Source organism: Geodermatophilus sp. SMS 5-13, assembly GCF_059428245.1.
Genome location: NZ_CP165729.1, coordinates 223,117 through 238,041, shown reverse-complemented (window position 1 = coordinate 238,041; position 14,925 = coordinate 223,117). Strand labels below are relative to the sequence as shown.

General features: G+C 75.3%; 13 protein-coding genes. 6 read left to right on the top strand and 7 right to left on the bottom strand.

Annotation, left to right across the window (positions count from 1 at the left end; translation table 11 throughout):
* Positions 1-78 precede the first annotated feature (78 nt).
* Both AB3388_RS01140 and AB3388_RS01135 read left to right on the top strand, forming a co-directional pair.
* On the top strand, positions 79-1,341 hold the full coding sequence (locus AB3388_RS01140) for a hypothetical protein (protein WP_495408921.1): 1,263 nt from the start codon (positions 79-81) through the stop codon (positions 1,339-1,341).
* Between the two features lie 74 nt (positions 1,342-1,415).
* Positions 1,416-2,168, top strand: a complete 753-nt coding sequence (locus AB3388_RS01135) for a polysaccharide deacetylase family protein (protein WP_495408920.1) — start codon at positions 1,416-1,418, stop codon at positions 2,166-2,168.
* A 13-nt stretch (positions 2,169-2,181) separates the two neighbouring features.
* Here AB3388_RS01135 and AB3388_RS01130 read toward each other — a convergent pair whose 3' ends face one another.
* Entirely contained in the window at positions 2,182-3,351 is a 1,170-nt protein-coding gene (locus tag AB3388_RS01130) for a hypothetical protein (RefSeq protein WP_495408919.1), read from the bottom strand.
* Between the two features lie 176 nt (positions 3,352-3,527).
* Between AB3388_RS01130 and AB3388_RS01125 the strand changes: the two genes are divergently transcribed.
* Complete coding sequence (locus tag AB3388_RS01125; protein WP_495408918.1) at positions 3,528-4,919, top strand: O-antigen ligase family protein; 1,392 nt, start codon at positions 3,528-3,530, stop codon at positions 4,917-4,919.
* The gene (locus tag AB3388_RS01120) at positions 4,916-5,518 is read left to right on the top strand and encodes a YveK family protein (RefSeq protein WP_495408917.1); all 603 of its coding nucleotides are present in this window, start codon (positions 4,916-4,918) and stop codon (positions 5,516-5,518) included. The genes AB3388_RS01125 and AB3388_RS01120 overlap by 4 nt, the downstream gene beginning before the upstream one ends.
* 13 nt (positions 5,519-5,531) lie before the next feature.
* On the opposite strand, the gene AB3388_RS01115 is transcribed toward AB3388_RS01120, so the two are convergent.
* The 4 genes from AB3388_RS01115 to AB3388_RS01100 form a co-directional block, all read right to left on the bottom strand.
* Positions 5,532-6,326: an SDR family NAD(P)-dependent oxidoreductase gene (locus AB3388_RS01115; RefSeq protein ID WP_495408916.1), complete on the bottom strand. Its 795-nt coding sequence runs from the start codon at positions 6,324-6,326 to the stop codon at positions 5,532-5,534.
* 202 nt (positions 6,327-6,528) lie between these two features.
* Positions 6,529-7,254: a hypothetical protein gene (locus tag AB3388_RS01110; RefSeq protein ID WP_495408915.1), complete on the bottom strand. Its 726-nt coding sequence runs from the start codon at positions 7,252-7,254 to the stop codon at positions 6,529-6,531.
* Positions 7,255-7,347: 93 nt separating this feature from the next.
* Positions 7,348-8,520 carry a GNAT family N-acetyltransferase gene (locus AB3388_RS01105; protein WP_495408914.1) on the bottom strand — a complete coding sequence of 391 codons (1,173 nt, stop codon included), beginning with the start codon at positions 8,518-8,520 and terminating at the stop codon, positions 7,348-7,350.
* An 82-nt stretch (positions 8,521-8,602) separates the two neighbouring features.
* Entirely contained in the window at positions 8,603-9,814 is a 1,212-nt protein-coding gene (locus AB3388_RS01100; RefSeq protein WP_495408913.1) for a cytochrome P450, read from the bottom strand.
* Positions 9,815-9,891: 77 nt separating this feature from the next.
* On the opposite strand from AB3388_RS01100, the gene AB3388_RS01095 reads away from it, so the two are divergent.
* Positions 9,892-10,965, top strand: coding sequence for a glycosyltransferase family 4 protein (locus tag AB3388_RS01095; protein ID WP_495408912.1), 1,074 nt, complete (start codon positions 9,892-9,894; stop codon positions 10,963-10,965).
* Here AB3388_RS01095 and AB3388_RS01090 read toward each other — a convergent pair.
* On the bottom strand, positions 10,959-12,632 hold the full coding sequence (locus tag AB3388_RS01090) for a sugar transferase (protein WP_495408911.1): 1,674 nt from the start codon (positions 12,630-12,632) through the stop codon (positions 10,959-10,961). The two genes, AB3388_RS01095 and AB3388_RS01090, sit on opposite strands and share 7 nt — an antisense overlap.
* 278 nt (positions 12,633-12,910) lie before the next feature.
* Positions 12,911-14,206: a hypothetical protein gene (locus AB3388_RS01085; protein WP_495408910.1), complete on the bottom strand. Its 1,296-nt coding sequence runs from the start codon at positions 14,204-14,206 to the stop codon at positions 12,911-12,913.
* A gap of 454 nt (positions 14,207-14,660) precedes the next feature.
* Here AB3388_RS01085 and AB3388_RS01080 point away from each other — a divergent pair, with 454 nt between their 5' ends.
* Positions 14,661-14,882, top strand: a complete 222-nt coding sequence (locus AB3388_RS01080; protein ID WP_495408909.1) for a hypothetical protein — start codon at positions 14,661-14,663, stop codon at positions 14,880-14,882.
* Positions 14,883-14,925: the final 43 nt, after the last annotated feature.

The window sequence follows — 14,925 nt, the reverse complement described above, 5'->3', positions numbered from 1 at the left end:
GGTGGGCGCAGCCCCCGGAAGCACCCGGCCGGGGGACAGCCCGCCCCACTGACCGTCCTGAGCAGGCACGATGGGCGGGTGCCGACCCCCCGGTCCGAGGCGCCCACCGCCGAGGACGACCCCGCAGAGACGCCGCCCGCCGCATCGCGGCGGGCGTTCCTGCGCCACCTCTCCTTCCTCCGGTTCGGCATGGCGGGGCAGGCGTTCACGTTCGCGGCGATGGTCGTGCCGATCCTGCTGCGCCAGACCGAGCAGGTCTACGTGCTGGTCTTCGCCTCCGCGGTCGCCGTGCTGCTGGGCAACGCGGCCCAGCTCGCCTTCCCCTTCATCTACCCGGTGCTGCGCGGCCCGCGGATGGCGCGCGTGGCCACGACGTCGTCCCTGACCGCCATGGCGGTGGTGTCCGCGGCGGTGGTGGCGCTGACGCCCCTGGAACCCTCGCTGGACCTGCCCCGGGGCACCTTCGCCAGTTCCGCCGTCCTCACCGGCACGCTGGGCGCCTACGTGCTCCTCATGACCCGGCTGGTCCGGGCCGGGGACAACGACGGCATCGGCCTGGCCCGGCTCTGGTACGGAGTCCTGGTCCTGGCGACGACGGTGGTGGTGTCCCTGGTCTCCTGGGGACCGCTCAGCCTGACCCTGGCCAACAGCGTCGCCTACGCGCTCACGGCCGGGGCGCTCGCCCTGCGACGGCAGCACTGGGGTCCCGCGCTGCCCCCGCTCCCGCGGGCCAGCCGACGGCGACTGCGGCGGACCTACCTCCGGCGGACGTTCCAGCCCGCGATGGCCAGCCTCGTGGGTGGCTGGAGCTCGTTCCTCCCTGGGCTGCTGCTCCCCGGCCTGGGCGCCGCGGCCGCGCCGTGGGCGGTCATCAGCCGCATCTGCGGCGGCTTCTCGACCGTGCTCATCCAGCTCGTCGCCCCGCCCCTCGAGGCGCGCCTGGCCAAGGCGGTCCGCGACCGGGACCCCCACGCCTACACCGTCACGCGCCGGCTGGCCATCGGAATCGGCCTGCTGGTCACCGCTGCGGCCCTGGTGAGCGGCGTCGTCCTGGCCGTCTACGCCACCGACGGGGAGACGGCCGACTGGCTGCTGCCGCTCAGCATCGCCGCGGTGCTGTTCTGGGGGCCGCTGCTGGCCCCGCACCCCATCAACCGGCTGCCCAACTTCCTGGGCCGGGACAGCGCCCGGCTCTACTGGGACGTGGCGCGGGGCGTGGCGCTCACGGTGGCCTTCGTGGCCACCGACGGGATCCCGCGCCTGATCGTGATGGGGGTCGTGCTCACGGTCTCCCTCGTCGTCCTGGTGCCCATGACCAACTGGCGGCCGGCGGAGGCCTAGAACGGAAACGGCCGGTACCACTACGGTCCGGACGCCGGGCGCCGTCCCGGCGGAGAAGAGGAGGAGCAGAGCAGGTGGAGACGATCGAGGTCATCGACGACGCGAGAATCCCGCGGGCTCCCCGCGTGCTGATGTACCACTCGGTCAGCCCGTCGACGGAGCCCGACCCCGACCACCTGCGGGTGCACCCGGACGTCCTCGACCGCCAGCTGCGGCACCTGCGCCGCCGCGGGCTGCGCCCCGTGCCGGCCGGCGAGTACCTCCGCGCCGCGCAGCAGGGACGGGCGTCGCGGCTCGTGGCCCTGACCTTCGACGACGGGTACCGCGACTTCGTCGAGTACGCCATGCCCGTCCTGGCCGCGCACGGGGTCTCGGCCAGCGTCTACGTGGTCGCCGGCAAGCTGTCGGGCGGCGCCGACTGGGTGTCCGGGGGCCCGCTCCTCCCCCTGATGAGCGCCGACGACGTCCGCGCCGCGGAGGCCGCCGGTCACGAGGTCGGCAACCACACCAGCACGCACGCCCGCCTCTCCGAGCTCGACCCGGACGCCGTCCGTCGCGAGGTGACCGAGTGCCACCGGGTGCTGCAGGAGGTCCTCCAGCACGACGTCGAGGGCTTCGCCTACCCGTACGGCGCCTTCTCCCCCGAGGCGATCGACGCGGTCCGGGACGCCGGGCACGGGTACGCGCTCGCGACCGACGACCACCGCCGGCCGCACCGCTACACCGTTCCCCGGTTCTACGTCGGGCAGGACGACGGCGCCCTCCGGCTCGAGGCCAAGCTCGTCCGGCACCGGCTCCGGGCCCTGCTGCACAAGGAGGCCGGCTGAGGCTGCGCCGCGATCAGCGGCGCAGGTCCTCCGTCTCCTGCTGCAGCGCGGCCTCGCTCGGCGTCCCCTCGATGCTGAACCCGTCGACCGACGAGTCGAAGTAGCCGTAGACGGTGAAGGCGGTCACCCAGTCCCAGCCCGCCGCGATCCGGAGGGCGGTCGTCAGGTACTCGGCCCGCTGCGGCTCGGGGACGTAGTACCAGGCGCCGGGTGTGATGTCGTACCCGAACTCGCCGATGACCACGTCGCGCTCGATGCCCTCGTCCTGGGCGACCTGCTCGCGCAGCCGGACCAGCCCGAGCAACGTCATGTCCTTGTCGCCGTACGTCGTGCTCTGATCCGCCGAGCCCGCCGGGGTGGTGGGGTCGTACCCCTCCCCCAACTCCCCGGCGTACGGGTGCACGCCGAGCTGGTCGTAGAAGAACGTGTTCTCCCGGTTCCCGCCGCGCTCGGCCAGCGCCGCGCTGAGCGCCCGCATGTAGCCGAGGTCGTTGTTGCTCAGCACCGCGCCGATGATCTGGACGTCGGGATCGATCCCCTTCGCCTCCGTCCACGTCGCCTTGAGCAGGTCGGCGTAGGCCCCGGCGTCCGGCCCCTGCCGCCAGAAGTCCTCGTTGTTCGGCTCGTTCCAGACCTCGTATCCGGCCACGTCGGTGCCGAAGCGCTCGACCAGCTCGCCGAAGAGCCCGGCCCACCGGCGGACATCGGCACCCTCCGGGCCGTACCAGGTGCCGCGGGGGTCCATCCAGGTGGGCGTGCTGTTGACGTGCAGGTAGACGCGCAGTCCCAGCTCGCGGGCATGCGCCACGAGGGGCTCGAGCGGGCCGGTGTCGCAGCCGCCCGGTTCGCACAGCCAGCTGAGGTCCGCGGTGACGCGGATCCCGCCGGCACCCATGTCGGCCGCGCTCTCCACGTCGGCGAAGGCGCTCTCGACGGTCTGCCTGCCGCCGTCGAGGTCGCCGCCGACCGGGACGACCGGCAGCACCACGACGTCGGCCCGTCCGTCCGGGGAGGTGGGCACCACGCCCGGGCCGGTGGCCGGGCCGGCGAGGACTCCCCAGACCACGCCCGCGGCCACGAGCAGCACGACCAGCGCCCCGATCGCCAGCGCCGGCCGGCGGCTGCGACGGGGACGCCGGTGGCTAGCGGCGCGCCCCATGACCGGCCCGAGCGCGGCACGCACGTGGCCGTCCCGCGCTCCAGGGCAGACCCGTCCGGGGCACCGTCACGTGCATTCCTCCTGGTGAACGTGCCCGCTCTCGAGCCCGTCGTCGCTGGTCGGATGCCATCATTGTGCACTCAACCGGCCCGAAATCGGGCCTCGATGACCTGTGAAGAGGCTACGAAAGGGGGAACCGCGTGGCCTTCCTGCGCCGCAACGCGCTCCGGCCGAGCGTCTGGATCGCGATCGCCGTCCTGGCCACGGCGGTGTCCTCCGCCACCACTCCCGGCGCCGGACCGGCCGTCACCCTCAGCGATCTCGCCCTGGTGGTGGCCATCGCGCTCGCCGCGCTGGAGCTGCTCCGCCGGCCCGGGACGGCGGTGGTGCGCACGGTGCCGGCCGTGGGGTTCGGGCTGCTGGGCCTCGCGAGCCTGCTCATCGCGGTCCTGGCCGTCGACTTCCCGGCCAGCCTCGTCGGCGGCGTGCGGTTCCTGCAGCTGTTCTGCCTGGCACCGCTGGCCGTGATGATCGCCCTGCGCAGCCGGACCGATGCCCGCATCCTGCTCGGCGCCTTCGTCGGGCTCGCCCTGGTGCAGGGAGCGGTCGGCATCTTCCAGACCGCCACCGGGACCGGCGCCGACATCGGTGGACAGCCGATCCGGGCGGTGGGCACGTACGGGGCCTACAACATCGGCGCCCTCGGCGAGCTGAGCGGCCTGGCGCTGGTCGTCTGCCTGGCGCTGGCCGTCGTCCTGACCGGCCGCGCCCGGTGGTGGGCGCTCGCCGGGGCGGCCTTCCTGGTCCTGCCGCTCGCCTTCTCGCTGGGCCGCGGCGCCTGGGTGGCCACGGCCGCCGCCGCAGCCGTCGTCCTGAGCCGCGGGCGGGTGGCCCGGCTGCTGAGCGTGATCGCCGTCGTCGCGGTCGTCGGTGTGGCCGGTGCCGCCGTCCTCCCGGCCCTGGGCGACGACGGCAACGACCTGGCCGAACGGGTCTCCAGCCTGGCGGACGCCGGCTCGAACCCCGACCAGTCCGTGATCGACCGGCTGGCGCTGTGGGGGGCGGCCTCCCAGATGGCGTTCGACCACCCGCTGCTCGGCGTCGGTCTCCGCGCGTTCCCGGAGCACCGCGACTCCTACGCCGATCTGAGCCTGCTCGGCTCGAGCGACATCGCGCAGGGCGGCGACTTCCAGCGCGTCGAGCTGGAGTCCCCGCACAACTTCTACCTGCTGGTGGCCAGCGAGCAGGGCCTGGTGGTCGCCGCGCTCTACGGAACCGTCTTCCTGGTGCTGCTCGGCCGCGGCCTGGTCCGGGCCGCCCGGCGCCGATCGGGCGCGAGCACGGCCCTGACCCTCGCGGGCGTCGGGGTGCTCACCTTCGAGCTGGTGGGGATGATCTCCGGCGACCTCGGCGGTCCGAGTTCCGTCCTCCTGGCGGTCGGGCTCGGGGTGGCCGGCTGGGGTGCGGCCGACATCGATCTCGCCGCGCCGGACCCCGCGAGACGGAGCGCGCCCGCCACGCCCGAATCCCGGGAGGACGCCGTCACCACCGTGGCGGCGCCGGTCCCGGCTGTCACAGGGAGTCACTCATGACCGCGGTCCTCCGCGAGGAACTGCCCGCACCGGACACCGCCCACGGCCTGCCCGGGGTGCGGCTCGTGGTCCGGCGCTGGTGGTGGGTCGCCGCGGGCCTGGTCGTCGGAGTGGCCGCGGGCAGCGCCCTGGGCGCCGCCCAGGACCCCACGTACGAGTCCACGGCCTACCTGTCGGTGTCCGCCGTCGCCGGCGCGGACCCGACGGCGATCGCCCGCGCGGCCCAGGCGCTGGCCCGGCTGGGTGCCGCGCCGAGCGTGGTGGGCCCGGCGCTCGAGGACGCCGGCCTGCCCGACGCCGCCGACGACCCCCGGCGCTTCGTGCAGGTGCAGGCCGCGCCGGACGCGCCGGTCATCAGCGTGACGGGCTCGGCCGCAACGGCGCGCGCGGCGCAGAACGTCGCCGCGACCGTCAGCAGCGCGCTGGTCGACCTCGACGCCTTCGACGCCTTCACCACGACGGTGGCGGCCGCGCCGGAGCTGCCGGACGCGCCCACGGTCCCGGGGTGGGCGGTCCCCGCGGGCGGCGGCGCCGCGGGCGCTGCCGTGGCGCTCCTCCTGGCGGCCGCCGTCGCCGGGCGCCGCGAGGACGACGCCTGACAGCTGGTGGTCGTCAGGTGGCGGTGTAGCCCCCGTCGACGGCCAGGACGCAGCCGGTGACGTAGCCGGCGCCCCGAGACGCCAGGAATGCGTACGGGGCCGCGATCTCCTCGACGGTGGCGCGGCGACCGAGCGGTGTGAAGGTGTTGATGCGCTGGTCCGACGTGGGGGCGTCGTGCGCGGAGACGCCGTCCATGATGTTGGCGACGTAGCCCGGGGCGACGGCGTTGACGCGGATACCGTGCCCTGCCCATTCGGCGGCCAGGGTGCGCACCAGCTGGTTCACCCCGCCCTTGCTGGCCGCGTACGGGGCCAGGGTCGGGATGCCGACGGATCCGGCGATCGAGGAGGTCATCGTGATGGCGCCGCCGCGGCCCTCGGCGATCCAGTGACGGGCGGCGGCCTGCGCCGGCTGGAAGGCCCCGCGCAGGTTGACCGCGAGGACGCGGTCCCACTCCTCGGCTGTGTAGTCGACCGCCGGCTTGATGATGTCGATCCCGGCGTTGCAGACCATGTGGTCCAGACGTCCGAAGACTCGGACCGCCTCATCCACCAACTCCCGCGCCCGGGCGGGGTCGGTGACGTCTCCGGGCAGGCCGGCTACCCGCGGGCGGCCGTCGGCCCGGTGCGGGTGCTGCTCGCACAGCGCGGTGAGCGCGGCGTCGGTCTCGGCCGCGTCGTAGCCGTTGATCAGGACGTCGGCACCCTGGAACAGGAGGGTGCGGGCGATGGCCAGGCCGATGCCGCGGCTGGAGCCGGTGACCACGCTGGTCGTGCCGGACAGGTCGAACAGGGCACCGGGCTGCATGCGCGGGAACCGTACGCCGGCGGTCCGAGCCGCTCGCACCGCACCGAACGCCCTCCCTGGGGCCTGTAGCGCCCCCGCGACCCGCGTTCACCCCCGGAGGCCGCGCTGGGAGCAGTGCTCTTGCGGTGTTGCGCACCCTCTCGCGGCATTGCAGCACCGGGAGAGCGTGCGCACCACCGCAAGACTCCGGCCTGCGGCTGGGTCAGGGACGGCGGGCGCGCCGGCGACGCCGGCGCGCGGCCCACTGCAGCACCGCGATCCCGACGAGCAGGCCGACCAGGGCGGCGGCACCCGCCAGCAGCGCCGGCGACAGACCGCTCGCCTGCTGCGCCGGGACGGCCGTCGTCACCTGCTGGAGCCGGTAGCCCGGCACGGGGTTGTCCGTGGCCTGGGCGAGCAGTTGGCCGGCCACGCCGTTGGCCCAGTCGGACGACCGGGCCCGGTCCGGGCTCGTGATCTGGACGGACACCAGCGCCGCGTCACCGGCCTGAGCCACGGTCAGGCTGTCCGTGAGCTGCTGCCGGGTGGTGTCCAGCGCGGCCGCCGCCCGGGTGAGGACGGCGTCGGAGTTGCCGATCTCCACCCAGATGGACGTGAAGGAGGTGGACAGCGGCGTCGCCGGATCGGTCGGGAGCACCGCGACCAGCGCTTCGCTGGTGTAGGCGGCCGGCCGGGCCTGCAGGTAGGCGAACACGGCGCCGCCGCAGACGGCGGCGAGCAGGAGCGGGACGAGCACGCGCAGGGCGACGGCCCACCGGCGCGGGCGGGGCCGGACCGTGACTCCCGCGGACGGCGCGGAGCCGGGACCGCCCACGGGCAGCGACGGTCGGCCGTTCTTCGCCGGCTGCTTCGTGGCGGTGGCGGGCGCCGGACGCGACGCCTCCGCCACGGAGGAGGGCGGTGCGGCCTCGGTGTTCCGGTTCGTCACCTGCGCGAGCCTAGGTGCCGTATCGGTGCCGGTCAGCAGCACAGCACCCAGGTGGCGCCATGTTCCGCCCGACCGGGTGACCCCGGAGCGGCGCTAGGACCGGCTCGACGTCCGCGCGGTGTTCACCCGTGCCCGGACGTCGCGCAGCCACGGCGCCTTCTCCCGCGCCAGCACGACCGCTCGCGCCCTGCCGTGCACGGCCGCCGCGTACGGGTAGGCGAGGAGAGCGCCCGGCCGGGCCAGGACCAGCCGCCGGCTCACCCGCGCGACCGGCTTCCAGCGGTCCTTGTGCTCCTCCCGGCCGCGCAGCATGGAGAGGACCGAGAGCCCGGCCCGCGCCGTGACCCGGAGGTCGTCCCGCAGCAGGAAGGGGAAGAAGTCCATCTTCTTGTAGACCGCCCGCCGCACGCCGACCAGGTAGCCGCCGGTCATGTCGTGGCCCACCAGGGCGAGCTTGACCCCGACCACCTCGCCGTCGAGCCGGAAGCGGCTCATGACCGCCTGCCCGTCGCGGATCATGGGCCCGAGGGCCTCGGTGAGGTGCTGGGCGAACCGGGGGCGCAGGTGCTCGGGGTTGACGCCCCGGCCGGCCCACTGGTCCGCGTGCAGCCGGATCATCTCCGCGACGCCCTCGGCGACCTCGTCCGACGGCACGTCGACCATCTCGATGCCCAGCGCATCGGCGCGGCGCAGCCGCCGGCGCACCTCGCTGGCGCGCTTCGACGGGAACTGCTCGAGCAGCTCCTCGAGGCTGCCGGCGTGCACCTCCATGCAGGTCGACGCCGGCAGGGTCCAGCGCGGCCCGCGCCAGCCGTCGAGCAGCAGCTCCGCGGCCGCGCCGGGGCGGGCCTCGGGGAGGTCGACGACGTCCCAGCCGCCGGCGGCCTCCAGGGCCGAGCGCAGGGACGCCACCACATCCGGCAGCTGTTCGGGCGGCAGCAGGTCCTCGGCGACCAGGACGTCGGTGAAGTCGGAGATCGCGCCCCCCAGGGGGGCGAGCACCCGCACCGGCCCGCGCCGGCGCACGTGCAGCGGCGCGGCGGCGACCAGCCGGCCCTCGCCGTCCCGGACGACGGCCACCCGCAGGGGACGCCGGCCGCCGTACGCCCGCCACCACGCGGCCAGCCAGGCGTGGGTCTGGAACGGAGTGGCGCGGGGTGCGGCCCGGTACAGGGCGTCCCACTCCTCGGCCAGGGCGGTGAACCCGTCGCCGTCCCGGATCACCTCGGCGCAGAACTGAACGTCCTGCGGCGCCGCCTGCTCCACCCGTGCTCCGATCCCCGCTGCGTCTGTCCATGAGCCCGGCGGTGCGCCGCTGCGCTCGACGGGGTTCCGTGCCCACCAAGTTTCACAGGAAATCCATGGCGAACGACAGTCGCCTGATCCGGTTGTCGAAGTTGGACGGCACGAGCACCGGCTCCCCCGCGGGACGGACGCCGGGCGCGCGGGTCAGCAGCTCACGGAAGAAGACGCGTAGCTCGGTGCGGGCGAGGGAGGCGCCGAGGCAGTAGTGCGGGCCGGTGCCGCCGAAGGCCAGGTGCGGATTGGGCCGCCGGGTGATGTCGAAGGTCTCCGGGTCGGCGAAGACCGCCTCGTCGCGGTTCGCCGAGGCGTAGAGGAGCAGCACGGTGTCGCCGCGGCGCAGCCGGGCGCCGCGCCAGTCGCAGTCGCGGGTGACGTTCCGGCGGAACTGCACGATCGGCGTGGCGCACCGCAGCATCTCCTCCACCGCGCCCGGCAGGTGCGCGTCGAGGTCGGAGAGCAGCAGGGCGCGCTGGTCGGGATGCTCCCCGAGCAGCCGCAGCCCGTGGGCGATCGCGTTGCGGGTGGTCTCGATGCCGGCGATGAGCAGCAGCGAGAAGAACGCGCCGAGCTGCCGGCCGCCGAGGTCGGCGGCGACCAGGCTGGAGACGAGGTCCCCGGTCGGCCGGCGCCGCCGCTCGGCGCCGATGCGGCGCACGAGCAGGTGCAGCCGGGCCAGCGCGGCGAGGTTGCGGCCGGGCATCCGCAGCCGCGGCCGGGCGTCGCCCTCGACGCCGATCAGCTCGGTGGACCCGGTGACCTGGTCGAGGACCATCTGCCTGCGCCCAGCGGGGATGCCCATCAGCTCGCTGATGACGTGCGCGGGCAGGGGCGCGGCGGCGAGCGACACGAAGTCGCCGGTCCCCTGCCGCAGGACGTCGTCCACGATCTCCGTGGCGATCCGCTGGACGGACTCCTCGATCAGCGTGACCCGCCGCGCGGTGAACGCCCGCTGCACGATCCGGCGCAGGTCCGCGTGCCGGGGGCCGTCCATGTTGACCATCGAGTCGCCGAACACCGCGCGCACCCAGCGCTCCGGCGGCGGCGTGGTCACGCTCGGCTCGCTGCTGAACAGGTCCGGGGTCGTGCTCGCCGCGACGACGTCGGCGTGCCGGACTAGGGCGTGGAAGCCGCCGTCCGGGCCGGGGAAGAACTGCGGCCGGTCCAGCCGGCGGAGCTCGGCGAAGGCGGCGTGCTTCTCCTCGGCCGGGCGCGCCCAGAAGGCGGGGTCGGCGAGGTCGACGAACACCGCGGTCACCGGCGCACACCCCCGGACGGGGGACGCAACCGCCCTGCGGGCACCGGAAAAGGGCAGGTCGGGAGAGGATCGCCGTCGTGCGCCCGACGGACTCCTCCCCCGGCACGCCCGACGCCCCGCCGCTGCGGGTCCTGCACGTGGTGCAGAAGTACGCCAGCGGAGTGGGCTCGGCGATCGCCCAGTACACGCGGTCCCTGCCCGAGGCCGAGCACCACCTGCTCTCCGGGACGGCGGTCGACGCCGAGGGCGATCTGGCCGAGCAGGCCGACTTCGCCTCCACGCAGCGCATGCTCGGCGGCCACCTCGCGCGGATCCGCCGGGTGCGGGAGGTCGTCGCCGACGTGCGACCCGACGTGGTGCACGCGCACTCCAGCCACGGCGGCGGCTACGCCCGGCTCGCCGTCCGCCGGGGCGCGCCGTACCTGGTCTACACGCCGCACTGCTACTCCTTCGAGCGCCGCGACGTGTCCCCGGCGGTCCGGGGCGGCTTCCGGCTGGCCGAGGCCCTGCTGGCGCTCAACACGTCCGCGTTCGCCGGCTGCTCGGCCCGGGAGGTGCAGCTGTCGGCCTGGCCCGGACGGCGCCGGGCCCCGCGCGTGCTCGTCCCCAACATCGCGCCGCCGACCCGGCCGCGGACCCGCACCCGTCCGGCCGGACCGCCGCTGGTCGTCGGCGGTGGCCGGCTCTGGCCGCAGAAGGACCCCGAGTTCTTCCTGCGGCTCGTCGAGCGGCTGCGCGCCAAGCTCCCCGACCTGCGGGCCCGCTGGCTCGGCGACGGCGACACGGGACGGGCGGCGATCGAGGCGGCCGGCGTCGAGGTCTCCGGCTGGCTGCCCCGCGCCGCCGTCCTCGAGGCGCTGGGCGAGGCCGACCTGTACCTGCACTCGGCCCGGTGGGAGGGCTTCCCGCTGATGGTGGCCGAGGCCGCGGCGCTCGGGGTGCCCACCCTGGTGCGCCGGCTGCCCAGCTTCGCCGACGTCCCGGCGCCGCTGACCCTGGCCGGCGACGACCCGGCTCCCGCGCTGGACTGCCTCCTCGACGCCGACGCCGCCACCGCCAACGTGCACGGCTGGGCCGACGTGCTCGCGCACAACACCGTCCCCGATCAGCGCGCCGCCCTCCTCCAGGTCTACGCCCCCGCCCGTCAGTAGGCGCCGGAGCTGCGCAGGACGGCCCGGACCGTGCGCCACAGGATGACCAGGTCCAGGCCGAGCGACCAGTTCTCCACGTAGCGGACGTCGAGCTCCACCGACTCGTCCCAGCCGAGGTCGGACCGGCCGCTGACCTGCCACAGCCCGGTGAGCCCCGGCTTGACCAGCAGCCGCCGGTGCATGTCGGGCCCGTACACCTCGACCTCGCGGGTGACGTGCGGCCGGGGGCCGACCAGCGACATCTCGCCCTTGAGCACGTTGAGCAGCTGGGGCAGCTCGTCGAGGGAGTACCGCCGCAGGAAGCGGCCGACGGGCGTCACCCGCGGGTCCCGCTTCATCTTGAACTGGACCTCGTTGCCCTCGTTGAGCTCCATGAGCGCCAGGTCCGGCGGCGCGTCGGCGACCATGCTGCGGAACTTGTAGACCATGAACTCCCGCCCCTGCTTGCCGATCCGGCGGTGCCGGAACAGCGCCGGGCCCGGGCTGGTGAAGCGGATGGCGGCGACGATGGCCAGAGATCCCGGCAGCGTGAGCAGGAGCAGGAACGCGGCGACCGTCCGGTCGAGCGTCGTCTTGAGGATCCGGCGGTAGCCGCGGAACTCCGGCTCCTGGATCTGGATCAGCGGCATGCTGGCCGTGGGGCGGACCTGCAGCCGCCGCGGCGCCACCTCGATCACGCCCGGACCGACCAGCACGTCGATGCGCGTGCCCTCGAGCCGCCACGCCAGCTCCCGCAGGTAGCTGCCCGAGGACTCGCTCGCCGAGGCCACCAGGACGGCGTCGGAGCGGACCTCGTCGAGGACGCGCACCACGTCGTCCAGGCCGCCGAGCACGCGCACCCCTCCGGCGACGAGCAGGCTGGACTCCTTCGGCCGCGGCACGCAGGCCCCGACCACGCGCAGGCCGGCGGTCGGGTCGCGGCGGATCCGCTGGACGAGGTCCAGGACGGCGCGGTCGCGGCCGACGACGACCACGGCCTTGGTCATGTGCCCCTGCGCGCGGGCGCGGTGCAGGCGCCAGCGGCAGGCCACGTGCGCGAGCAGCGAGAGCACCGTGGCCAGCGGCGCGGCGACGAGCACGATGCGGTCGAGGGCGCTGCCGGCGAACGCGCCGGCGATCCCCGTGGCGGCGACCGCGACCAGCCCCGCGAGCGCGACCCGCCGGAACTCGTCGCCACCGGTGCCCTGGCGGCGTTCGGCGTAGGCGCCGGCACCGGTCACCAGCAGCGGCCACAGGACCGCGGCCCCCGCGACGGCCGCCCAGCCGAGGGGAGCGCCGAGGAGCCGGGCCACGAGCACGGCGGCCGCGGCGGCCAGCGCGTCGACGGCGACGACCGCGGCGGTGTGGCGGACCAGCCACTCGGGCGTGGGACGGCGGCGGGCGGCGAACGGGTCGTACACCGGCCAGGCGGTGACCGGGGCGCGCTGGGTCCGCTCGGCGCGGGGGCGCGGCAGCGCAGGCGGCAGCGGCGGCACCGGGCGCAGCGTCTCCAGCCGGTGGACGATGTCGTCCTCCTGCAGCACGGTGGGCTCGTCGATGTCGGTGGACGCCGCCGCGGTCAGGGACGCCAGGTGGTCCTTGCCGACGCCCCGGGTGCGGCGCCGCGGCATGGGGACGTGGGTGTCGCGCTCGTCCGGCGACGACATGTCGGATCGCGCGAGCGACATGGCTAGGCCCCCTTCTGCTGGTCGGGAGAGGCGGCGACGGCCGCGCTCCACGCGGGGCGCAGCATCACGGCGGGCAGGCTGGATGCGTTCGGTGTCATGGAAAGACGAAGTCCTCGGGGATGAGCGCAGGGACAGCGCGCTGATCGGGTGCGGGGCACGACGGGCGTGCGACGGTCGGGACGGCCGGGTCACTGCCGCTCGGGGGACGGCGTGGCACGGGCCCGACGGCGGGAGGGCGGGCGAGCAGCCCTCTGCGCGGAGCGGTCGAGGAGCCCGCTCTAGTCCGGTCGGTCGGCCGGGTCGTCGCTGCTGCGGACGACGCAGCCGGCGGTGTCCGTGGCGACAGCGAGGAGGACGCCGTCCGCGGAGTGCAGGGCGGAGCCGCCGGGCAGGACGGCGAGCGGTCCGTGGGAACCGTTGCCCTGGTTGCTGCCGGAGCCGCCGCAGCCGCTCCCGCCGGCACTGCTGGTCGGCGCGACGGGCGCCGGAGGCACGGGCGGGATCGGGGGCAGCGGGCTCGGCGCGGGTGGCGGCGTGTCTGAGGTGTCGTGGGCCGCGGGGGCGCCGACGGGCGGCACCGGGGCGGCGGACGAGGCAGAACTCGTGCTCGCGACGCGCTCGTGCGGACCGGCGGGCACGGCCGAGGGGTCCAGCAGCGGGATGTCGATCGGGGCGGGCGGCGCGACGACCTCCGCCGGCGGCGCCGGGGCCGCGACGACCGGCTTCGCGACGGGCACGGGCGCGGGCTTGACGACCGGCTTGGCCGGCGCGGCGCACGGGTCGGCCGGCGGCGTCGTCGTGGCCGGGGTCGTGGCCGGCGTCGTGGTGGTCGTCGACGTGGTCGTCGTCGTGGTGGTCGTCGTGGTGGTCGTCGTCGAGGCCGTGCCGGTCGCGGCTGTTGCGGTGGTGGCCGCGGTCGTCGTCGTGCCGGTGGTCGCGGCCACCGTCGTGGTCGCGGTGGTCGGGCACGAGGTGGGCTTGGGCGTGGTCACGGCGGGCTTGGTCGCGGCGGGCTTGGGCTTGGTCGCGGCCGGCTTCGCCGGAGCGGGCGCCGCCGGGGCCACGACCGGGCAGCCGTCGGCCGCGGTGGTGACGGCACCGGCGACGGTGGAGGTCACGGCCGGGCACGCCGGGCCGTCGTCCGCGGGCAGCTCATCGGGAGCCTCGGTGCCGGGGGCGTCGTCCTCGACCGGGATGTCGCCGTCCGGCGACGCCTCGTCCGCCGGCGGCGCCTCGTCCGCCGGCGGCGGGTCGGCCGGGGGCGGGGGGTCGGCCGGCGGCGGCGTCTGGGGCGCCGGGGTCTGGGTGCCGCCGGGGAGCTCGGTCGTGGCGCCGGCGCCCAGCGGCATCCCGTGCGCCGGGCGCTCGTAGCGCCAGTCGGCCCAGAGCTGCTGTCCGGCCGGCCGCGGGGCCAGGCCCTCCTCGGCGCGCGCCCCCTCGGCGAGGAGGGCCAGCAGCACCGAGCAGCCGAGCAGCAGGAGCGCGGCGAGCAGGCCGCGGCCGATCCAGCGAGAGGGGCGACGGGTGGGGACGACGCCGACGGGGACGGCGCAGGAGCGGCCCGCGCCGCTCATGACCGTGTGCACCGTCGCGCCTCCACCTTCCCCGTCGAACAGCCGGTTTCCGTGCCCGGCTGCACGCCTTTCGGTGAGCCGTCGCCCGGGCGAGACTTTGTGAGCGCTCCCGCCGGGTCAAGTGATCTCGTGGTCACGATCAGGTGACCGGCGTGTACGTCACGGAGCGTGATCGCTCAGGGGCGATCCGGACCGTGAGCGGACCGGTTCGCTGGGCAACTCCGCCTCCCCGAGCAGCTACTCTGCCGCACGCTCGCCCGGACGGGCACGTCGTTAGGCGGGAGCAACCCGGCCGTCCGGTGACAGTCAGTGACGGCCTGCTCGTTGAATGTCGAAACACTCCGGGTTTCGGTCCGCTTCGGGACCTTTGTCACGTGGTGAAAGACACGTGCGCGCGGCAGCATGCCGGTTGGAGTGGCGCCCGCCACCTGCGGATTTCTCTCACGGGGCCCCGATGACTTGGCTGTTGCTGGTCGGAGCGTGGATCGCGCTCGGCCTGCTCGCGGCACTGCTGCTCGGGCGGATGATCGCGCGGGCCGAGGCCGAGGAAGCCCGGTCCGCCGCGTGCTGGTCGGCCCGACTGGACGACGCCCTGGCCGAGCTGCAGTCCTCCACCGTGCCGGCACCTCGCCCGCCGTCGGACCGGCCGGTCACCAGGCCTCACCCCTCCGAGTAAGGGTCAGGTCACGGAGCGGATTTCCTTCGTACCCTCGATGGAA

Excerpts from the sequence above, each read along its gene's own strand:
- AB3388_RS01120 (WP_495408917.1), top strand. The coding sequence starts at position 4,916 with ATGACCGCGGTCCTCCGCGAGGAACTGCCCGCACCGGACACCGCCCAC.
- AB3388_RS01085 (WP_495408910.1), bottom strand. The coding sequence starts at position 14,206 with ATGAGCGGCGCGGGCCGCTCCTGCGCCGTCCCCGTCGGCGTCGTCCCC.
- AB3388_RS01115 (WP_495408916.1), bottom strand. The coding sequence starts at position 6,326 with ATGCAGCCCGGTGCCCTGTTCGACCTGTCCGGCACGACCAGCGTGGTC.
- AB3388_RS01090 (WP_495408911.1), bottom strand. The coding sequence starts at position 12,632 with ATGTCGCTCGCGCGATCCGACATGTCGTCGCCGGACGAGCGCGACACC.
- AB3388_RS01080 (WP_495408909.1), top strand. The coding sequence starts at position 14,661 with ATGACTTGGCTGTTGCTGGTCGGAGCGTGGATCGCGCTCGGCCTGCTC.